The organism is Phaeobacter piscinae (assembly GCF_002407245.1).
GTDB classification, from domain to species: Bacteria; Pseudomonadota; Alphaproteobacteria; order Rhodobacterales; family Rhodobacteraceae; genus Phaeobacter; species Phaeobacter piscinae.
This window is the reverse complement of the sequence record NZ_CP010681.1, coordinates 2,533,665-2,552,928: the sequence shown is the minus strand read 5'-3', so window position 1 is coordinate 2,552,928 and position 19,264 is coordinate 2,533,665. Positions and strand designations below refer to the sequence as shown.

At 62.3% G+C, this 19,264-nt stretch carries 18 protein-coding genes; 9 read left to right on the top strand and 9 right to left on the bottom strand.

Annotated elements, in window-relative coordinates:
• Positions 1 to 36: 36 nt before the first annotated feature.
• Both phaeop14_RS11975 and cobU read right to left on the bottom strand, forming a co-directional pair.
• The gene (locus phaeop14_RS11975) at positions 37 to 642 is read right to left on the bottom strand and encodes a histidine phosphatase family protein (protein WP_096789658.1); all 606 of its coding nucleotides are present in this window, start codon (positions 640 to 642) and stop codon (positions 37 to 39) included.
• Positions 639 to 1,157, bottom strand: coding sequence for a bifunctional adenosylcobinamide kinase/adenosylcobinamide-phosphate guanylyltransferase (gene cobU / locus phaeop14_RS11970; protein WP_096789657.1), 519 nt, complete (start codon positions 1,155 to 1,157; stop codon positions 639 to 641). Before cobU ends, phaeop14_RS11975 begins: the two co-directional genes overlap by 4 nt.
• Positions 1,158 to 1,453: 296 nt before the next feature.
• On the opposite strand from cobU, the gene phaeop14_RS11965 reads away from it, so the two are divergent.
• From phaeop14_RS11965 to phaeop14_RS11930, 8 genes are all read left to right on the top strand, one after another.
• Positions 1,454 to 2,332, top strand: coding sequence for an RNA polymerase factor sigma-32 (locus tag phaeop14_RS11965; RefSeq protein WP_040173382.1), 879 nt, complete (start codon positions 1,454 to 1,456; stop codon positions 2,330 to 2,332).
• On the top strand, positions 2,329 to 3,276 hold the full coding sequence (locus tag phaeop14_RS11960; RefSeq protein ID WP_096789656.1) for a ChaN family lipoprotein: 948 nt from the start codon (positions 2,329 to 2,331) through the stop codon (positions 3,274 to 3,276). The genes phaeop14_RS11965 and phaeop14_RS11960 overlap by 4 nt, the downstream gene beginning before the upstream one ends.
• 116 nt (positions 3,277 to 3,392) lie before the next feature.
• On the top strand, positions 3,393 to 4,595 hold the full coding sequence (gene coaBC, locus phaeop14_RS11955; RefSeq protein ID WP_096789655.1) for a bifunctional phosphopantothenoylcysteine decarboxylase/phosphopantothenate--cysteine ligase CoaBC: 1,203 nt from the start codon (positions 3,393 to 3,395) through the stop codon (positions 4,593 to 4,595).
• Between the two features lie 42 nt (positions 4,596 to 4,637).
• On the top strand, positions 4,638 to 5,093 hold the full coding sequence (dut, locus tag phaeop14_RS11950; RefSeq protein WP_096789654.1) for a dUTP diphosphatase: 456 nt from the start codon (positions 4,638 to 4,640) through the stop codon (positions 5,091 to 5,093).
• Complete coding sequence (locus phaeop14_RS11945) at positions 5,093 to 6,205, top strand: HesA/MoeB/ThiF family protein (protein ID WP_096789653.1); 1,113 nt, start codon at positions 5,093 to 5,095, stop codon at positions 6,203 to 6,205. Before dut ends, phaeop14_RS11945 begins: the two co-directional genes overlap by 1 nt.
• Positions 6,206 to 6,248: 43 nt before the next feature.
• Positions 6,249 to 7,061 carry a transporter substrate-binding domain-containing protein gene (locus tag phaeop14_RS11940; protein WP_096789652.1) on the top strand — a complete coding sequence of 271 codons (813 nt, stop codon included), beginning with the start codon at positions 6,249 to 6,251 and terminating at the stop codon, positions 7,059 to 7,061.
• 64 nt (positions 7,062 to 7,125) lie between these two features.
• Positions 7,126 to 7,947 carry an amino acid ABC transporter permease gene (locus phaeop14_RS11935; RefSeq protein ID WP_040173395.1) on the top strand — a complete coding sequence of 274 codons (822 nt, stop codon included), beginning with the start codon at positions 7,126 to 7,128 and terminating at the stop codon, positions 7,945 to 7,947.
• Positions 7,948 to 8,043: 96 nt separating this feature from the next.
• On the top strand, positions 8,044 to 10,059 hold the full coding sequence (locus phaeop14_RS11930) for a M3 family metallopeptidase (protein ID WP_096789651.1): 2,016 nt from the start codon (positions 8,044 to 8,046) through the stop codon (positions 10,057 to 10,059).
• Between the two features lie 103 nt (positions 10,060 to 10,162).
• On the opposite strand, the gene phaeop14_RS11925 is transcribed toward phaeop14_RS11930, so the two are convergent.
• The 3 genes from phaeop14_RS11925 to phaeop14_RS11915 form a co-directional block, all read right to left on the bottom strand.
• The gene (locus tag phaeop14_RS11925; protein ID WP_096790303.1) at positions 10,163 to 11,848 is read right to left on the bottom strand and encodes a tryptophan halogenase family protein; all 1,686 of its coding nucleotides are present in this window, start codon (positions 11,846 to 11,848) and stop codon (positions 10,163 to 10,165) included.
• A 580-nt stretch (positions 11,849 to 12,428) separates the two neighbouring features.
• Positions 12,429 to 13,355 carry a 2-hydroxyacid dehydrogenase gene (locus phaeop14_RS11920; RefSeq protein WP_096789650.1) on the bottom strand — a complete coding sequence of 309 codons (927 nt, stop codon included), beginning with the start codon at positions 13,353 to 13,355 and terminating at the stop codon, positions 12,429 to 12,431.
• Positions 13,352 to 13,762: a VOC family protein gene (locus phaeop14_RS11915; protein WP_096789649.1), complete on the bottom strand. Its 411-nt coding sequence runs from the start codon at positions 13,760 to 13,762 to the stop codon at positions 13,352 to 13,354. The genes phaeop14_RS11920 and phaeop14_RS11915 overlap by 4 nt, the downstream gene beginning before the upstream one ends.
• A gap of 92 nt (positions 13,763 to 13,854) precedes the next feature.
• On the opposite strand from phaeop14_RS11915, the gene phaeop14_RS11910 reads away from it, so the two are divergent.
• On the top strand, positions 13,855 to 14,700 hold the full coding sequence (locus phaeop14_RS11910; protein ID WP_096789648.1) for a LysR substrate-binding domain-containing protein: 846 nt from the start codon (positions 13,855 to 13,857) through the stop codon (positions 14,698 to 14,700).
• Here the strand turns inward: phaeop14_RS11910 and rodA are convergent.
• From rodA to mreC, 4 genes are read right to left on the bottom strand one after another with little or no spacing between them, the layout of a single operon-like run.
• Positions 14,697 to 15,836 (bottom strand): rod shape-determining protein RodA, encoded by a 1,140-nt coding sequence (gene rodA, locus phaeop14_RS11905; RefSeq protein WP_014880865.1) that lies wholly within the window; start codon positions 15,834 to 15,836, stop codon positions 14,697 to 14,699. The genes phaeop14_RS11910 and rodA overlap by 4 nt on opposite strands.
• 9 nt (positions 15,837 to 15,845) lie before the next feature.
• Positions 15,846 to 17,786, bottom strand: coding sequence for a penicillin-binding protein 2 (gene mrdA / locus phaeop14_RS11900; protein ID WP_040179689.1), 1,941 nt, complete (start codon positions 17,784 to 17,786; stop codon positions 15,846 to 15,848).
• The gene (gene mreD, locus phaeop14_RS11895) at positions 17,786 to 18,322 is read right to left on the bottom strand and encodes a rod shape-determining protein MreD (protein ID WP_096789647.1); all 537 of its coding nucleotides are present in this window, start codon (positions 18,320 to 18,322) and stop codon (positions 17,786 to 17,788) included. Before mreD ends, mrdA begins: the two co-directional genes overlap by 1 nt.
• Complete coding sequence (gene mreC / locus phaeop14_RS11890; RefSeq protein WP_040173413.1) at positions 18,312 to 19,247, bottom strand: rod shape-determining protein MreC; 936 nt, start codon at positions 19,245 to 19,247, stop codon at positions 18,312 to 18,314. Before mreC ends, mreD begins: the two co-directional genes overlap by 11 nt.
• Positions 19,248 to 19,264: the final 17 nt, after the last annotated feature.

Here is a 19,264-nt window from a genome sequence, read left to right as displayed (position 1 = left end):
AGTCATTCCCAAAGGTAATATTTGTGCGCACATCCATCACGGATTGTGATTGATTTTCCCGCAGCCCCAGCCTTGCTCCCAATCGGTTCCCTGATGGGTGAGTTCCGTGATCGACAGATTGTCGATCCGGTGAGAGAAGGCCTCCTCGGCAGTCAGCCGCTCGGCCCGCTGGATTTGTGTCAGGATCTGGCCGAAATGGCCCACCACAATCAGATCGCGCCCACGATGGGTGTCGATCAGCCCGTTGATGGCGCCATTTACCCGCGCGCAGACCTGATTCCAGCTCTCGCCGCCAGGCGGGGTCACATCGCCGGGGGTTTCCCAATAGGCGCGGATGCGTTCGGGGTCTTCGGCGTCAATCTCCCGCCAGCTGCGCAGCTCCCAGGCGCCGAAATGAATCTCGCGCAACTCCCGATGATCCGCCAGCCGCTGCCGGTCGCGGCCGATGGCGGTGGCGGTATCGCGCGCCCGGCTCAGATCGGAGGAGACCACCAGCGCCTGTTCCGGCAGGTAGCCATGCAGCCGGTCCAGCGCGGCAGTGTCCGACAGATCCGCGGGCAGATCGGACCAGCCGACCATGGATTTGGCATGGGTGGGACCGTGGCGGACCAGAAACAGCCGTGTGATGGCATCGTTGTTCATAGCGTTCCTTTCAGCAGCTGCGGCAGTCCGGCGGTGACCAGCACGGCCCGGTCGGCCATTCCGGCCAATGCGATATTGAGCCGCCCTTGCGCCTCACGGAAGGCGCGCGCCAACGCATTGTCCGGCACAATGCCGTGGCCCACCTCGTTGGAGACGACAACCACCTCAGCCGCGCAGCGCCCCAGCGCCTCCAGCAGGTCGCGCTGAGCGGCCTCCAGATTCGCCTCCGCCAGCATCTGATTGCTGAGCCACATGGTGGCGCAATCCACGAGGCAGATCTGATCTGCCGTTAGCGAGTCGAGCACCGGCGCAAGGTCCATTGGCGCCTCATGGGTGGTCCAGCCGGTGCCCCGCTGATGGAGGTGGCGATCAATTTTCGCCCGCATCTCATCGTCAAACACTTGTGAAGTGGCGAGATAAACCCTGTCTTTACCAGAGTTTAGGCAGAGGTTTTCGGCAAAATCAGACTTGCCCGACGCTGCGCCGCCCAGAATGAATGTGACTTTAGACGGCACTTTTATTACCCTGATTGCATCGAGTGTTGCGTGACTGGGTAGCCACGGGTGCGATGCAGCACAAGATGTGTTGACCACAAGAGCGCGTCAACCTGCCGAGGGTGGCGCCACATTTCAGACGTTGATTGCACCCCAGACCGGCCCGATGCGGCGGCGCTTTTAGGCGTTTTTCTCCACGCCCCATCCGGCCGCGAAGAACCGTCCCGACCCTATTTTCGGGAAATTGCCAATTGTGAAGTGATCCAAATCCGCGCAGCGCGCGTAATCAGATCAAAATTCATCTACGGGGAAGAAAAATGGCACTTGATACCATGATCGAAAACCCGTTGCCCAAGCGGGCAATGAAGGCGGAATTGCTGGACGCGGAAACAGAGCTGCAACTGGCCTATGCTTGGCGGGATGAACGTGATGTGCAGGCGCTGCACCGCTTGATCAACGCCTATATGCGACTGGCCATTTCGATGGCGTCCAAATTCCGCCGCTACGGCGCACCTATGAACGACCTTATTCAGGAGGCGGGTCTGGGCCTGATGAAGGCGGCGGATAAGTTTGACCCGGATCGGGGTGTGCGGTTCTCCACCTATGCGGTCTGGTGGATCAAGGCCTCCATTCAGGACTATGTGATGCGCAACTGGTCGATGGTGCGGACCGGCTCGACCTCTTCGCAGAAATCGCTGTTCTTCAATATGCGCCGGGTGCAGGCTCAGCTGGAGCGTCAGGCCCAGTCGGAGGGCTCACGTCTGGATCAGCATCAGCTGCACCAGCAGATTGCCACCGAAATCGGCGTGCCGCTGCGGGATGTTCAGATGATGGACGGGCGGCTGGCGGGCGCGGATTTCTCGCTAAACGCTGTCCAGTCAGCCGAGGAAGAGGGGCGCGAGTGGATCGAGGCGCTGGAAGATGACAGCGCTCAGGCCGCCGAGCTGGTCGAGGAGAGCCATGACACTCAGCAACTGCGGACCTGGCTGGTGGAGGCGATGCAGGCGCTGAATGATCGCGAACGCTTCATCATTACGGAGCGCAAACTGCGGGACAAGCCCCGCACATTGGAGAGCCTCGGAACCGAGCTGGGCTTGTCCAAGGAGCGTGTTCGCCAGCTGGAGGCAGGCGCCTTCCAAAAGATGCGCAAATCGCTTGAAACCTGCTCACGGGAAGTTCAAAACTTCCTCCTATGACAAACCATAGTAATTTTATCGACAAAGGCGCGACCCACATCGGACGCGCCTTTTTCATCTGCGCGGCGGCGCTGCGCCCCATGGCCCTCGGCGGCCTTGTCTCTGCCGCTGCAATCATCGGTACTGCCCGCGCAGATCAATCGGTCAGCCAGACCGCCCAGACAGCGACGGCAGCGACCTCCGTTCCCGACGTGGTGCCACGGCTCACGGATGCGGATGTGGTGTTTCTGGGAGAGGTGCATGACAATCCCGCCCACCATACAGCGCAGGCGGAGATTATCGCCGCGCTAGCGCCTGCCGCCGTGATTTGGGAAATGATCACCCCGGCGCAGGCTGCCGGTCTGACCCCGGAACTGTTACAGGATGGTCCTGCATTGGCGGAGGCGCTGGACTGGGCGCAGTCCGGCTGGCCGGATTTCGCACTCTACCAGCCGGTTTTTGCGGCGGGCCACGGGGCCGCGCAGGTTGGAGCCTTGGTGCCCCGCGCCGAGACCCGCCGCGCGATGGAGCAGGGGGTGGCGCGTTTTTTCGGCGCGGAGCCGGCCGCATATGGTTTGACCGAACCGCTGCCAGAGGCCGAACAGGCCGCGCGGGAGGCCGACCAGCTGGCAAATCACTGCAACGCAATGCCCGCAGAGATGCTGCCGGTTCTGGTCGACCTGCAACGGCTGCGGGATGCCGCACTGGCGCGTGGTGTTGTGACGGCGTTGGACCAGCTGACAGATGGGATCGCCGACCAACCGCGTCCGCAGGTGGTTGTCATCACCGGCAATGGCCATGCCCGGCTGGACCGAGGAGCGCCTGTGGCCTTGCGATTGGCCCGGCCTGATCTCAAAATTGTCGCCCTTGGCCAGTCGGAGGGCGGGCAAATCGACGGTGTGTTTGACGTGCTGCTGGATGCGCCGCCGGTTTCGCGGCCCGACCCCTGCCTTGCGTTCCAGTAAAGGGGGAGCAGTTCAGCCGGGGGACGACCACTTGATCATGGACCCCGTGGAAAACCGTTTCACACTGGCGACAGGGCGCAGTAGAGTTTGCCGGGATCTGCGGCAAGGATAGGCAAATGCTGGCGAACAAACGTATTCTCCTGATCATCGGTGGCGGAATTGCCGCCTATAAATCGCTGGAGCTGATCCGCCGTCTGCAGGATCAGGGCGCTGAGGTGGTGCCGGTTTTGACCAAGGCGGGCGAGGAATTTGTCACCCCCTTGTCGGTTTCTGCGCTGGCCGGGCAGGCGGTGCATCGCGATCTCTTTGATCTCACGACCGAGGCTGAGATGGGCCATATCCAACTGTCGCGCAGTGCGGATCTTCTGGTGGTGGCCCCGGCGACGGCGGACCTGATGGCCAAGATGGCCAATGGTCACGCCAATGATCTGGCCTCCACCCTGCTGCTGGCGACAGATACGCCGGTGCTGCTGGCGCCTGCGATGAATGTCCGCATGTGGCAGCACTCCGCAACGCAGCGCAATCTGGCCACACTGCTGGCGGATGGCATCACCTGCGTCGGCCCCGATGAGGGCGGCATGGCCTGCGGTGAATTTGGCCCAGGTCGTCTGGCTGAACCGGACGCGATTGTTGCCGCCATTGCCGCCAAACTCACCGACGGGCCGCTGAAGGGACGCCGCGTTGTCCTGACCTCCGGCCCCACCCATGAGCCGATCGATCCGGTGCGCTATATCGCCAACCGCTCCTCCGGGGCGCAGGGGACTGCGCTGGCCCGTGCTCTGCGCGATCTGGGCGCTGAGGTGGTCTTCATCACGGGCCCGGCCAGCGTCGCGCCGCCCGAGGGGGTGGAGGTGGTGGCCATTGAAACCGCGCAAGAGATGGCTGACGCGGTGTCCGCCGCCCTGCCTGCGGATGCCGGTGTCTTTGCCGCAGCGGTGGCCGACTGGCGCGTCACCAGCGCCTCGGACCGCAAGCTGAAAAAATCAAAGGACGGGCTGCCGGTGATGGAATTTGCCGAAAACCCCGACATCCTCAAAACCGTGTCGCATCTGAAAGCAGGACGACCGGGGCTGGTTGTGGGCTTTGCCGCAGAAACCAATGACGTGGTGGATAACGCCACCGCCAAACGCCTGCGCAAGGGCTGCGACTGGATTGTGGCCAATGACGTCTCCCCGGCGACGGGCATCATGGGTGGCAGCGAAAACGCGGTGATCCTGATCTCCGATGCAGGCGCCGAAAGCTGGCCGCGCATGGACAAGGGCGCAGTCGCGCGCCGGTTGGCCGATCGCATTGCAGAGGCGCTGACCGATAGGGGCTGAGGTGCCCGAATAGGAACAAACGAATAAGGATAAGGCACGGGAATGGTCGAGATCCGCATTACATATGACGAGGGCGCAGACAGGGATGTGCCGCTGCCCGCTTATCAGACGGCCGAAGCCGCAGGTGCCGATCTGCGCGCCAATCTGCCGGATCGTGCGCGCCTGACTCTTGTCCCCGGTGCCCGCGCGCTGGTGCCGACCGGGCTGCGGCTGGAAATCCCGGAAGGGTACGAGGTGCAGATCCGTCCCCGCTCCGGCCTAGCGCTGAAACATGGCATCACCCTGCCCAACGCGCCCGGCACCGTCGATAGCGATTATCGCGGCCCGCTGGGGGTGATTGTGATGAACGCAGGTGATGCCCCGTTTGAGATCGCACATGGCGACCGCATCGCGCAGATGGTGGTGGCGCCGGTACTGCAGGCGCGATTTCAACTGGTCAACAGCCTGAGCGACAGCGCGCGCGGCAGCGGTGGCTTTGGCTCCACGGGGCAGCACTGATGCTGTCGATTGTTGTTCTTGCCGCTCTGATCTGGTGGGGCGGGCGGGTGCTCGGGCTGGGGCGCAACCTGCGTCTGGGCCTGCTTGGAGTGCTGTATCTCGCTATTCTGGCGGTGCATCTGACCCTGCCTGAAACGGCACCGCTGCGCGTGGGCACCGGTGGATCTGTGGCACCCTGGCTGGTGCTGGCCGGTATGGTGGCTCTGGTGCTGGCCTATCGCCATGTGCTGCGCCGCCTGCGCAGCCGCGCGCAGCCGGAGGCGGAAGCACAGGAGGGCGCCCAACCCCGCCCGGACAAATTTTCGGAGAGCGAGCTGGACCGCTACGCCCGACATATTGTCCTGCGCGAGCTGGGCGGACCGGGGCAAAAGAAACTCCGCAAGGCGCGCGTTTTGGTGATTGGAGCCGGGGGATTGGGCGCGCCCGCGCTGCAATATCTTGCCGCCGCCGGGGTCGGTACCATCGGGGTGATCGATGATGATCTGGTGGAAAACGCCAATCTGCAGCGGCAGGTGATCTACCGCGATCATGACATTGGCATTCCAAAGGTGTTCTCGGCGCAGGCCGCGATGGAGGCGCAGAACCCCTATGTCACCGTGCGCCCCTACCACCGTCGCCTGGATGCGGAGATCGCCGCCGATCTGTTTGGCGATTATGATCTGATCCTGGATGGCACGGACAATTTCGAGACGCGCTATCTGGCCAATCGGACCGCTGTGGCACTGGGCAAGCCGCTGATTTCAGGCGCACTGTCGCAATGGGAGGGGCAGATTTCGCTGTTTCACCCCACCGCAGGCGGCCCCTGCTATCAGTGCATCTTTCCCGAGGCGCCGGCAGCAGGCCTTGCCCCCAGCTGTTCTGAGGCGGGGGTCGTGGGCCCATTGCCCGGCGTGGTTGGCGCGATGATGGCACTTGAGGCGATCAAAGCCATCACCGGCGCAGGTCAAACCCTGCAGGGCGAGATGCTGATTTACGACGGGCTTTATTCCGAGAGCCGCAAGATCACCCTCAGCCAACGCCGCGATTGCCCGATTTGCGCGGGCGGAGCGGAAGCCGGAGAAGACAGCAGCAAAGAGGCAGGCGCGCCGCGCTCCGATGCGGAGGCCACCTGAGACACTCTGACGACTCAATCACATCACCAAAGGGGAGGATAAGATGACATTCACATGGACTGGGACGGCGCTGAATACAGCGGCCGCAACCGCAGGCGCGGCCTTGCTGGCAAGCGCAGCTATCGCGGCGGATTTGCCGGATCTTGAGGGGCGCGAAGTGGTCGTGTCGGTGGAAAACGCCTATCCGCCACTGCAATTTGTTGAACCCTCCAGCGGCAAGGCAATCGGCTGGGAATATGACGCGATGGCGGAGATCGCGGAGCGGATCAACATCACCGTCGTCTATGAGACGACGAGCTGGGACGCGATGATTCCTGCCGTCAGCGATGGCCAGTATGACATGGGCATGACCGGCATCACCATCCGCGACGATCGTAAGGAAAAAGTCGATTTTTCAGACAAATACCTGACCTCGCAGATGCGCATGATCGTGGCCGGGGATGAGAGCCGGTTTGATGATGCTGCAGGTTTTGCCGCGGATGCGGATCTGCTGGCAGGCGCGCAGCCCGGCACCACACCGTTTTACGTGACAGTTTACGATATCCTTGACGGCGATGAGGCGAACCCGCGTATCAAGCTGTTTGAAACCTTTGGCGCGGCCATTCAGGCGCTGCGCACGGGCGATGTGGATCTGGCATTGTCTGACAGCACCGCCGCAAATGGCTATGTGCAGGCTTCGGAGGGTGCGCTGAAAATCGTGGGTGAGCCGCTGGGGACCGAGGATTTCGGCTTCATCTTCCCCAAGGGCAGCGATCTGGTGGCACCGATCAATGCAGCCATCGCCGCAATGGAGGCAGACGGCACGCTGGATGCGCTGAACACCAAATGGTTCCTTGAGTATAAGCTCGGCGGGTAACCCTGCACAGACAACGACCAATCCCCGGCCCAGGCGCCGGGGATTTCTACATCAAGGGGCAGATATGAGCGCACAACAACCAAAGCCGCGCAGGGCGGACGGCAAGAAAGACGATTTTCCCTGGTGGCTGGCGGCGGTGCTTCTGATTGGCGGGACGCTGATCTGGCGGGTGGCCTCGGATGATCTCTATCTCACCATTCTCAGCACGTTGATGCGCGGTGTCCAGCTGACCATCTTCGTGACGCTGATCAGTTTTTTTCTCGCATCACTCCTGGGCCTTGGGCTGGCGCTTGCGGCGGGGTCACGCTGGCTGGTGATCCGTCAGAGCGCGCGGTTCTACATAGAGGTGGTGCGCGGCATTCCGATCATTGTGCTGCTGCTCTACGTCGCCTTTGTCTTGGCCCCGGCGCTGGTGGAGCTGCGCAACTGGATCGGCGCGCATCTGGGGCTGGACCCGATCCGCACCCGCAATTTTCCGCTGTTGTGGCGGGCCATTATTGCGCTGATGATTGCCTATTCCGCCTTCATCTCCGAGGTGTTTCGTGCGGGCCTGCAATCGGTGGATGAGGGCCAGATTGAGGCGGCGAAGGCGCTAGGCCTCAGCCGCTGGCATCGCTTCCGCTTCATCGTGTTTCCACAGGCAATCCGCACCATCCTGCCGCCGCTGGGCAATGATTTTGTCGCCTTGGTCAAAGACAGTTCGCTGGTATCGGTGCTGGGCGTTGCGGATGTCACGCAGCTGGGCAAGCTGACGGCGGTGGGCAATTTTCGCTATTTCGAGACCTACAATGTGGTGGCGCTGATCTATCTGACGCTGACAATTGGTCTGTCGCTGCTGCTCAGACGGTTTGAAAAACACCTGCGCCGCCGTGAGGAGCGCCGGTAGCGGTGGTCCCTCGGCGCTGATTGGTGAAATTCTCTTGGCTGCGCCTCTGGACGGCGGGCGAGGGCAGGCATAGCTTCCTCTCAAAGGAGATTTGCCATGACCAATCCGCTGCTGTCCACTTGGGACACGCCGTTTGAAATTGCCCCCTTCGACCAGATCAAGGACAGCGATTTTGCCCCCGCGCTGGAGGAGGCCTTGGCTGCGCATAAGGCGCAGATTGATGCAATTGCCAGCTCAGATGAGGCGCCGACATTTGCCAATGTGATCGAGGCGCTGGAAACCCCCTGCCGCGAGCTGGAGCAGGTGTTGTCAGTGTTCTACAGTGTGGCTGGGGCCGACAGTAATCCCGAGCGCGAGGCGTTGCAGCGGGCGTTTTCGCCGAAACTGGCGGCGCATTTTTCCGCGATCACCGCGAACAAGGCCCTTTATGCCCGTGTCAAAGCCGTGTGGGACGAGCGGGACACGCTGGATCTGAGCGAGGAGCAACAGCGCGTTCTGATGTTGACCCATCGTGGATTTGTGCGGGGTGGTGCGGCGCTAGAAGGCGCGGATGACACCCGCATGCAGGAGATCAAATCCCGTCTGGCAACGCTTGGGACGGAGTTTACGCAAAACCTGCTGGCAGATGAGCGCGACTGGTTCATGGCGCTGAGCGAAGAAGATCTGACCGGTCTGCCGCAGTTTGTCGTCGATGCCGCCCGCGCCGCGGGTAAGGACAAGGGGCTGGATGGTCCGGCGGTGACGTTGTCGCGCTCGCTCATCACGCCGTTTTTGCAGTTCTCGCCCCGCCGCGATCTGCGCAAACGCGCCTTTGAGGCCTGGGCTGCGCGCGGAGCCAATGGTGGTGAGAGCGATAATCGCGAAATCGCTGCCGAAATTTTGGCCCTGCGCGAAGAACGCGCCAAACTGCTGGGCTATGAAAACTTCGCGGCCTACAAACTGGAAACCGAGATGGCCAAGACCCCGGCTGCGGTGCGCGATTTGCTGATGCAGGTCTGGGAGCCGGCCAAGGGGCAGGCGGAGGCGGATGCCTGGGTGCTGACAAAAATGATGCAGGACGATGGCATCAACGGCGAGTTGGAGCCCTGGGACTGGCGCTACTATGCGGAGAAACGGCGCAAAGCGGAGCATGATCTGGATGAGGCGGAGCTAAAGCCCTATTTCCAGCTGGACCGCATGATCGAGGCGTCGTTTGACTGCGCAACCCGCCTGTTTGGGCTTGAGTTTACCCCCTTGGATGTGCCGCTTTACCACGAAGACTGCCGCGCCTGGGAGGTGACCCGCAATGGCGCGCATGTGGCTGTGTTCATTGGCGATTATTTTGCCCGCTCGTCCAAACGTTCCGGCGCGTGGTGTTCGGCGATGCGCAGTCAGGCGAAGTTCCCGGAGGCGCAGACCCCGATCGTGATCAACGTCTGCAACTTTGCCAAGGGGGAGCCTGCGCTGCTGTCTTATGATGATGCGCGTACGTTGTTCCATGAGTTTGGCCATGCGCTGCATCAGATGCTGTCGGATGTGACCTATGAGAGCATCTCTGGCACCTCGGTGGCGCGCGACTTTGTGGAGCTGCCCTCGCAGCTATATGAACACTGGCTGGATGTGCCGGAGGTTCTGGGCAAATTCGCAACCCATGCCGACACCGGCAAGCCGATGCCGGTCGAGATGCGTGACCGGGTGCTGGCGGCCTCGACCTTTGATATGGGGTTCCAGACGGTGGAATATGTGGCGTCAGCGCTGGTGGATCTGGCGTTTCATGATGGGCCTGCACCGAAGGATCCGATGGCCAAACAGGCTGAGGTTCTGGCAGAGATCGGCATGCCTTCTGCCATTATCATGCGCCACGCAACGCCGCATTTTGCGCATGTGTTCTCGGGCGACGGCTATTCGTCGGGTTACTATAGCTACATGTGGTCCGAGGTGATGGACGCAGACGCCTTTGCTGCCTTTGAGGAGGCGGGCGGCGCCTTTGATCCTGAGCGTGCCCAAGCATTGGAAGCGCATATCCTCTCCACCGGTGGCTCCCGCGATCCGGCTGAGTTGTACACCGCGTTCCGGGGGCGCCTGCCGGGCGTTGATGCGTTGCTGAAAGGACGCGGACTGGCGGCGAAATAATCCACGTCGACCGTTGGAATGGAAACCGTTGGAATGAAAGAGGGCAGGCGCCATGCGTCTGCCCTCTTTCATTGGTGAACTGTTTGAGCGTTCGCCCGTGATCCTAGAACAGTTGCAGATCTTTCTGGCCGTTCTCGATTTCGCTGAAGCTGGGCATGTTCTGGATCATGCAGGGCACCGCCTCAGCACATGGCATCGGCACCGTTGGCTTCATTGCGGCCGCCATGCCAAAGCCGGGCTGATCCAACTCGCCGCGAATATCACGCAGCAGGGTTTTGTGATCGGGCATGGATTTGAGGATCTGCGCCAGATCCACCTTCGCGCCTTTCCACCACTGGAACCAGATCGGTTTCTTCAGCGGGCGCAGCCGGTCCCGGATGCCGGGGCCATAGCCCGTATCGTAGACCTGTTTGCCCAGAAGCACGGTCTGATAGACGCGGTAGTCAAACAGGGTTGCGAACTCAATATCATGGGGCATCGGTAGGCGGTGCTGCCAGAGTTCCAGGTTCTCGGCCAGACGATCCGGGATCTTCATTTCAGTGCGGGCGTCGATCCAATACTGGTTGTCGGTGCGGTTGCCCAACCGGTAATGCAGGCAGATAAACTCCAGCACCTCGTCGTAGAGCTTGTCCATCTGCCGGTTGTATCGGCTGCGCAGGGACGGGGCGATGTCGCGCGTGGGCATATGTTCGGTGAGCCAGCGCACCGCGTGATCAATCATATGGATCGCGGTGCTTTCCAGCGGCTCGATGAAGCCACCGGCCAGACCGATGGCCACACAGTTCTTTACCCAGGCATTGCGCACCCGCCCGATCCGCATTGGAATAATGCGCGGGGTCGCCCCTTTGCCGCTGTCGCCCAGCCATTCAAGGTACTCATCCGCTGCCTGATCATCGGTGCGATGGGCCGAGGAGAACACATAGCCGGTGCCGACCCGGTTATAGAGCGGCACCCGCCAGGTCCAACCGGCCCCAAGGGCGGTGGAGCGGGTGAGGCTTTCGATCTTTTCCGGGTCCGGGTGGTCGATCTGCAGCGCCATCGCGCGGTCATTGGGCAGATAGTCAGAGTAATCCATAAACGGCTCACCTAGCGCCTGATTGATAATCAGCCCGCGGAAACCGGTGCAGTCGATGACCATCTCAACATCGTGGCGACCGCGCTGCTCCAGCATCAGATGGCTGACATTGCCCTGCTCATCCAGTTCAACCGATGTCACCTCATCCTGAATATGTTCCACGCCATGTTTGGTGCAGACCTTGGTGAGCATGCCGGCAAATTTCACCGCGTCCAGATGATAGGCATAGCCAAAGCGTTGCTCAAACTCCGGCTGACCAAGCGGGCGGGCGCCCTTGCACAGGCGGCCCAGATCATCATGGGGGGAGATGGACTGAGTATAGTCCCGATCCCCATTGCCAAAGCGCAGGAAGTATTCGGCAGGCTCCAGCCCCTCCAGCAGCTGGCCATGGGCAAAGGGGTTCACGTAGTCGATGCGATTGCCCTTGGCGTCGGTGTTCCAGTTGCAGAATTTCACGCCCAGTTTGAACGAGGCGTTGGTCTCACGGAAAAAGGCGCGCTCTGAAATGCCAGCCTGGCGGAGGGTTTTGGGCATCCGCGGCACGGTGGCCTCGCCCACTCCGACGGTGGCGATATTCGGGCTTTCGATCAGGCAGATTTTTGGCCGGTCCTTGGGCGCTGACGTGCGGGAGAGTTCTGTCTCGAGAATCAGTGCCGTCATCCACCCCGCCGTGCCGCCGCCGACGATGGTGATCTTCCTTAAGCGATTGTTCATGTGTTCCATCCCTGTTTTATAGTTTTTTCAAGGACCGTAGCGCAGCTGTCCGGCGTCTGGCTAGCAACAATTCCGCGAAATGCCGTGCCGGAAGCGTTTGCAGGCCGTTCCATGTGAAGGGGCCGGTGTTGTGCAGCCGCGCAGGCCAGCCGCGCCAATCTTCAAGTTTTGAAATCTACCGAAATAGGGCGGCTTTGCCGGGGTGTGTGGAGGGCGCTGGGGAGTGGGTTTGCAAGACGCGCGAAACTGCCGGTGCAGCCTGTGGCTGTCCGGGTTTACTCCGGGGCTGTTCATATCTTTCAGTTGTTGTTCAATGCCTTGGTCTGCAACCAGATGGTTGCGGCATAAAGTGGACGGCGCCGCCACGGAGGGCGGAGGAGGGCGGGTTGATGGCCCGCGTGCTCAAATTCTCTGCACGCCCCCAGAAGTTGGGGCCCGGTTCCTGGTCGGAGCCGGGGTGCCAGCCCCGGATCCTGCAATCGCGATTGGGGCCAGTCTGGCACAGCGGTCTGAACCAATCCTGAGCGCGGCGTGCGCTGGGTTTGCTGATCGTTAAGTCCTATCCGCTGAGTATCTGGCCCTAATACCCAAGCCTGCGATCCACCTGATGCAGGAAGACGTCATCAGCCTCACCCCGGCGGATATTCTCAGCAATGACGCGGGCGGCGGTGAGGGGGCGTGTCTCTGCCGCGATATGCGGTGTCACGGTTACATTGGGATGGGTCCAGTAGCGGTGCTCCATCGGCAGTGGCTCAACGCGGAAGACATCAAGCGTTGCATGGCCAATCTGCCCCCTGTCGAGCGCGGCCAGAAGGGCGTCATCGTCGATCAGGGGGCCGCGACCAGGGTTGATGATCCGCGCGCCCTTGGGCAGCAGGGCGAGGGTGTCGCGGTTGAGGGTGTTTTCCGTCGCCGGGGTATCTGGCAGCAGCAGCACAACGATCTGTGCCATCGCCAGCGCGTCCCGCAGGCCTGCATCGCCATGGCGACAGGTGATGCCGTCTATGGATTTCTCAGATCGCGACCAGCCGGTGACCGGAAAGCCCAGTGTCGCCAGCATCTGCGCACAGGTCTGCCCTAGCGCGCCAAGACCCAGAACCGTCACCGGGCGTTCCTCGGCAAGCGGGGGGACCACCGGGGCCCAGCGGTCCTGCGTGTGGATCGTGCGGTCGATATCGAGGTGATAGCGCAGCACATGACCGGTGACCCATTCCACCATGCCCGCGGTCAGACCGGGGTCGACCATCCGGCAGAGCGGCATCGTCAGGGTCTGATTGCCCACGATCTTCTCTACTCCGGCCCAGAGGCTGAGCACCGCCTTGCAGCGGGTATAGGGTGTGAAATCCTGCAGGTTCGAATTGGGGGCATAGACCACGTAATCCACATCAGCCGGGGCGTGATCAAGACGCAGATCGACCTCCAGCCCGGCCTCCGCAAAGGCGGCGCGCAAAGGCGCCTCATAGGTGGCCCAGCGTTCAGGCAGGGCGGCGAACTGGACGTTGATCATGTGGCGAACACTCCGGCCATATCGGCAAATCCCTTGATTTCAATCGGGTTGCCTGCGGGATCGTGAAAGAACATCGTGCTTTGCTCACCCGGCTCGCCCGCAAACCGGGTGGTGGGAGCGATGGTGAACTCCAGCCCCGCCTGTTCCAGCCGATCCGCCAGCAGGCGCCAGGCGTCCTGCGGCAAGATCACACCCAGATGGGGCATCGGCACCATGTGATCGCCGACCTTGCCGGTGTTGGCGGTGGCAAAAACCGGCCCGAGATGGAGCGAGATCTGATGACCGAAGAAGTTGAAATCGACCCAGGTCTCTGTGCTGCGCCCCTCCTGACAGCCCAGCAGGCCGCCATAAAAGCCGCGTGCCTGATCAAGGTCATCGACGTGATAGGCGAGGTGAAAAATGCTCATCGCTCTGCTCCCTGTAATCTGTGGCCTTAGGGATAGAAGGGGGCGATGAAAAAGGGTAGCTTGTTTTTCTATATTCAAACATAAGAGAAACTATGGATACACGGTTCCTCTCCAGCCTCGTCACCACGATAGAGGAGGGATCCCTGGCGGCGGCGGCGCGCCGGGAGGGGATCACCGCATCGGCGATTTCGCAACGGATCGCGGCGCTGGAGGCCGATGTTGGTGTGGGGCTTTTGTGCCGCGCCGGGCGCGTCATGCAGCCCACGGCGGAGTGTCGTCGCCTGTTGCCAAAGATGCGAGAGGTTCTGCGGGCTGAGGCAGAGCTGCGAGGGCAGCTGCGCGGGGCCAGCCTCAGCGGCACGCTGCGGCTGGGGGCGGTGTCGACGGCCATGGGGGATTACGCGGGAGTGATCCTTCGGCACCTGAGGGGGGCCGCGCCGGAGGTTGCCTTGCAGCTGGTGCCGGGCACGTCAGAAGGGCTTTATGCTTCGATGCAACAGGGGCAGGTGGACGCGGCACTGCTGATTGAGCCACCGTTTGCGCTCCCCAAAGCCTATGTATTCAAAGAGGTCGCCCGCCAGCCCATTGGCCTGTTGCAGGCAGAAGGGGGCGGTGAGGGGCTATCTGATGGGGCGCTGCCGTTCCTGATCTACAGCCGCGAGGCCTGGGGTGGGGCGCGCTGTTGGCAGGCGCTGACACAGCGGGTTGATACGCTGGACATTCTGGCGGAACTGGATGCGCTGGAGCTGATCGCGCAGATGGTGGCAGAGGGCACCGCACAGGCCGTCGTGCCGCTTTGGGAGGGGCTGCGCAGGCATGCTGGCCTGCGGTTCACCCCGTTTGACGGGGAGGCCCGGCGGTTGGGGGTTCTGCTGCACCAACGCGATGCCGACAGTGCGCTGACACGGGTGCTTCTGGCGGCCTTAACCGGCGCTTAGCGCGGGCGGTGGATATTCGCGCTTTGCACGAGGCCAAAGGCGCCCATCAGAACCAGCATCACCGAGCCACCGTAGGACACCATCGGCAGCGGCACCCCCACCACCGGGGCGAGGCCCATCACCATCGACATGTTCACGGCAAAGAACAGGAAGAAGCTGATCGCAATCCCCAATGTGACCAACGATGCAAAGCGGTCCTTGGTGGCGAGCGCGGTGGCGATGCAGAAGGTGATCACCAGCATATAAATGAACAGCAGGGTAAAACCGCCTATGAAGCCGAATTCCTCGGCCAGGGTGGTGAAGATGAAATCGGTGTGTTTTTCCGGCAGGAAGTTCAGCCGCGACTGGGTGCCCTGCATGAAGCCGCGCCCTGACCAGCCGCCGGAGCCGAGCGCGATCTTTGACTGGGTGATGTGGTAACCCGCCCCAAGTGGATCCTGTGACGGATCCAGGAAGGTGTCGATGCGGCGGAACTGGTAGTCCTTCAGCAGTTGCCAGTCGGTGCCCCGGCTTTTGAACACGGTCGCCACAAGCCCGACCCCGGCCCCGATGACAGCGGCGAAATAGGCCCAGTGGACGCCTGCGAGGAACATCACACCGCCACCGGCCGCCATCAGCAGGATGGAGGTGCCAAGGTCCGGCTGGCGCAGCACCAGAAAGGTGGGCAGCAGGATCAGGATGACCGGCAGGATTACCCATTGCGGACGCGAGCAGCGTTCCGGCGGCAGCCAGTCGTAATAGGCCGCCAGCAGCATCACCAGGGTGATCTTCATCAGCTCAGACGGTTGCAGCCGCATGAAACCGATATCGATCCAGCGCTGCGCGCCCATGCCGACGGTGCCGAAAAACTCCACCGCCACCAGCAGCAGGACTGAGACCAAATAGGCCAGAACAGAAATATTGCGCCAGAACCAGATCGGGATCATGGCGACGACCAGCATTACCGACAGTCCCAGAACGAAGCGTTTGACCTGCGGCTCGACCCAAGGGGAGAAACTGCCCCCCGCCACCGAGTAGAGCATCAGAAAGCCGACGCTGGCGACGCTGGCCAGTAGCAGGACCAAGGGCCAGTTTAGATAGAGGATCTTGCGCAGGCCGGTGGGAACCGATTGTGCGTTATTGGCGAGATAGCTCATGCGGGTCCTCTATGCCTGGTCTCTGCCGCTGTTGCGCTGGAAGCGCTCACGTTCCAGACGCTCCTGCTGCGCTTTGATGCGGCTGCGGTCCTTCTTGGGATAGGCTTCCAACGGTGGTGTGCCATCATAGAGTGCTTGCAGCAGCACGTCGCGCGCGATAGGGGCGGCTGCCTTGGAGCCGCCGCCACCATGTTCCACCACCACCGCCACGGCGAATTTCGGATCGTCAGCCGGTGCATAGGCCACGAACAGCGCATGGTCGCGGCGATCCCAAGGGAGATCCTCGTTGCGGATCACCCCGGCGGCGCGTTCTGCGGCGGTAATATTGCGGACCTGACTGGTGCCGCTTTTGCCGGCCATGCGCATACCGTCGGCGATGATCCGGGAGCGATAGCCGGTGCCGCGCCGCTCATTGCTGACAGAATACATGCCCCGGCGGATGGTGCGCAGGTTGTTTTCATTGACGCCGATTGGTTCCCCCGCGCCGCTGGGCTGTTCTACCCCGTCGATGGATTTCAGCAGGCGCGGCGTGACCGACCGGCCAGTGGCCAGACGCGCGGTCATCACCGCCAGCTGCATCGGCGAGGCCAAGAGATAGCCCTGCCCGATGGAGGAGTTCACGGTGTCGCCGACCAGCCAGTCCTGACCGTAGGTCTTTGACTTCCATTCCTTGTTCGGGGCGATCCCCTTGGCCACGGCGGACATCGGCAGATCATGGCGCACGCCAAGGCCGAAGCGTTTCGCCATGGCGGAAATCTTGTCGATGCCAACCTTGATGGCGAGGTCGTAATAATAGACGTCGCAGGAGCTTTTGAGCGAGGTGTTGAGATCCACATGGCCGTGGCCTGCACGTTTCCAGCAGTGGAAGCGGCGACCCGAGACCTCCAGATGGCCGGGACACCAGACGGTGTCTTCGGTGCCGATCAAGCCTTCCTCCAGCGCGGCGAGGGCGGTGATCATCTTGAAGGTGGATCCCGGCGGATAGGTGCCCTGCACCGATTTATTGGCCAGCGGGCGATAGGGGTCTTCGGTCAGCATCCGGTAATCGGCGACCGAAATGCCGCGCACAAACAGATTGGGATCAAAGCTGGGGGAGGAGGCGATGGCGCGCACATCGCCGCTCTCGCAGTCGATCACCACGGCGCTGGCGCTTTCCTTCCCCAAACGGGCCTGAGTGTAATATTGCAAATCCGCATCAACGGTCAGCTGCATATCCGCACCGGCCTCACCCTCGCGGCGGTCCAGCTCGCGCATGACCCGTCCGGTGGCGTTGACCTCAACCCGCTTGGCGCCGGCCTTGCCGCGCAAGACGTCCTCACGCTTGGCCTCGAACCCGACCTTGCCGATCTGGAAGCGCGGGATCATCAGTACCGGCTCGGGGTCCTCCATCTTGCTGAGGTCATAGTCGGAGACCGGACCGACGTAACCGACCACATGGGCAAAGTCCTCCTGCTGGGGATAGACACGGGTCAGGCCAACCTCGGGCGTGATGCCGGGCAGGGCAGGGGCGTTCACGGCAACTTTGGAGATATCGTCCCAACTGATCTGATCGGCCAGGGTGATCGGCAGGAACGGCGGTGAACGGCGCATCTCGGCCATGGCGCGTTCGATGTCTTCGGGGTCCAGCGTCAGCAGGCGCGACAGCTTGTCGATGACGTCACCCACGTCACCTGCGTCCTCCGGCACCACAGTGATCCGGTAGGATTGGGAGTTCTGCGCCAAAATGGTGCCGTTGCGGTCATAGATCTGCCCGCGGGCGGGCGGGATCAGGCGCAGGTTGATCCGGTTTTCCTCCGCCAGCAGGCGGAACTGATCGGCTTGATCGACCTGAAGGTGGCGCATGCGCATCGCAAGACCACCAGCAAAGGCCAGCTGCAACCCGCCCAAAAGCAGGGCGCGGCGGCTGAGTTTGCGATGTGTGGCTTCGACGTCTTTGACGTTGCGTTTCATCAGCGGCTTCCCAGGGCTTCTGCCTCTGCGGGGGAGAGTTTGCGCACCCCTAGCAGGCTTTGGCTGGCTAGCGCGACCAGCGGATAGATCAACAATGTTGCCACCATCTGGATCAGAATCAACCCCAGCGACGGCTGCACCACCCCCAGAACCGCGAGGATCAGCCGGTTGAGCAGGGTCACGGCGGTGATGGTCATGGCCACGGTGACCCATTCCCCGATGAAGGCGGTTTCGCGGTGCGGCTGGACCTGTGACTTCAGAAAGCTGCAGGCGAGAACGACCAGCAGCGCCATCAGCCCCGGTGGCCGTTGAAACAACAGATCCGCCAGCAGGAGGGTCAGCGCAATCAGCACGGTCGGCACATAGTCAGGGCGGCGCATCGACCAGGCCATGACCAACGCCAGCAGCAGATCCGGCGGTGCCCAGCGGGAGGGCAGCGTGTCCAGCGGCAGCAGATGAAAGAACATGATCACCAGCGCCAAGGCGGGAAAGGCCGCCCGCATGACCCAGATCCGCGCCGGGGCGTTATTCGCCATTGCCGGCCTCCGCTGCGGCTTCATCGCCCAGACCTTCGGGGCGGGGCTGTGGGATATTGATGCCCGGTGCAGGCACCACCAGCCCGCCGGGGTCCTTGATCACCTCAGAGCCATGGTGGCGCAGCACCCGCAGAAACTCGAGCCGCTCAAAATCCGCCGAGAGACGTACCCGCAGGCGGCCAAACCGGTCTTGCGTGACCTGCCCGATCAGCAGGCCCGCCGGAAACACATTGCCATCGCCCGAGGTCACCACCCGGTCACCGGGGCGCACCAGATCGGGGTTTTCAAGGAAGTCGATCACCGGTGCGGGGCTGTTGTCACCGGCCACCAGCGTGCTCTGCCCCGAAGGCTGGATCAGGGCGGGCACGGCACTGGCCGCATCGGTCAGCAGGATCACCCGCGCTGTGTCCTGCCCGGTGCCGGAGATCCGCCCGACAAGGCCGATGCCATCCATCGCCGCCCAGCCATCGCGCACCCCGTCGCGGGCGCCTACATTCAGGATCACCGACTGGCGAAACGGAGACCCGCTGTCGGCCATCACCACGCCGGTCACATAGGTAAGACGCGGGTCAAGCCGGACATTGTTGAGATCCAGCAGACGGGCGTTTTCCTGCTCCAGCTGCAACGCGGCCTCTTTCCAGGCGCGCATCTGGCGCAATTCGCTGCGCAATTCCCGGTTCTGTTCGGCAAGTCGCTGATAACTCTGAAAATCGCGGAACAGGTTGATTGCGCCCTCGACCGGGATCATCGCCCAATCCATGCTGGGGACGACGGCGTCAACCACCTGCGCGCGGAACCGTTCAACCCGTGGGCTGTCGATGCGCCAGACCAGAAAAATACCCAGCAGGCACAGGCAGACAACCCCGGTCAGCAGGCGGCGCAGCGGGGCGGTGTAGTCATCGCGCTGGGACCGATCTTTGGCCAAGGTGTTCCTTCCCGGCG

Coding starts and splice junctions, on each gene's coding strand:
- coaBC (WP_096789655.1), top strand. CDS start 3,393: ATGCTGGCGAACAAACGTATTCTCCTGATCATCGGTGGCGGAATTGCC.
- phaeop14_RS11935 (WP_040173395.1), top strand. CDS start 7,126: ATGAGCGCACAACAACCAAAGCCGCGCAGGGCGGACGGCAAGAAAGAC.
- mreD (WP_096789647.1), bottom strand. CDS start 18,322: ATGGCGAATAACGCCCCGGCGCGGATCTGGGTCATGCGGGCGGCCTTT.
- phaeop14_RS11930 (WP_096789651.1), top strand. CDS start 8,044: ATGACCAATCCGCTGCTGTCCACTTGGGACACGCCGTTTGAAATTGCC.
- mrdA (WP_040179689.1), bottom strand. CDS start 17,786: ATGAAACGCAACGTCAAAGACGTCGAAGCCACACATCGCAAACTCAGC.
- phaeop14_RS11965 (WP_040173382.1), top strand. CDS start 1,454: ATGGCACTTGATACCATGATCGAAAACCCGTTGCCCAAGCGGGCAATG.
- phaeop14_RS11920 (WP_096789650.1), bottom strand. CDS start 13,355: ATGATCAACGTCCAGTTCGCCGCCCTGCCTGAACGCTGGGCCACCTAT.
- phaeop14_RS11940 (WP_096789652.1), top strand. CDS start 6,249: ATGACATTCACATGGACTGGGACGGCGCTGAATACAGCGGCCGCAACC.
- phaeop14_RS11925 (WP_096790303.1), bottom strand. CDS start 11,848: ATGAACAATCGCTTAAGGAAGATCACCATCGTCGGCGGCGGCACGGCG.
- phaeop14_RS11975 (WP_096789658.1), bottom strand. CDS start 642: ATGAACAACGATGCCATCACACGGCTGTTTCTGGTCCGCCACGGTCCC.
- phaeop14_RS11910 (WP_096789648.1), top strand. CDS start 13,855: ATGGATACACGGTTCCTCTCCAGCCTCGTCACCACGATAGAGGAGGGA.
- dut (WP_096789654.1), top strand. CDS start 4,638: ATGGTCGAGATCCGCATTACATATGACGAGGGCGCAGACAGGGATGTG.
- rodA (WP_014880865.1), bottom strand. CDS start 15,836: ATGAGCTATCTCGCCAATAACGCACAATCGGTTCCCACCGGCCTGCGC.
- phaeop14_RS11945 (WP_096789653.1), top strand. CDS start 5,093: ATGCTGTCGATTGTTGTTCTTGCCGCTCTGATCTGGTGGGGCGGGCGG.
- phaeop14_RS11960 (WP_096789656.1), top strand. CDS start 2,329: ATGACAAACCATAGTAATTTTATCGACAAAGGCGCGACCCACATCGGA.
- phaeop14_RS11915 (WP_096789649.1), bottom strand. CDS start 13,762: ATGAGCATTTTTCACCTCGCCTATCACGTCGATGACCTTGATCAGGCA.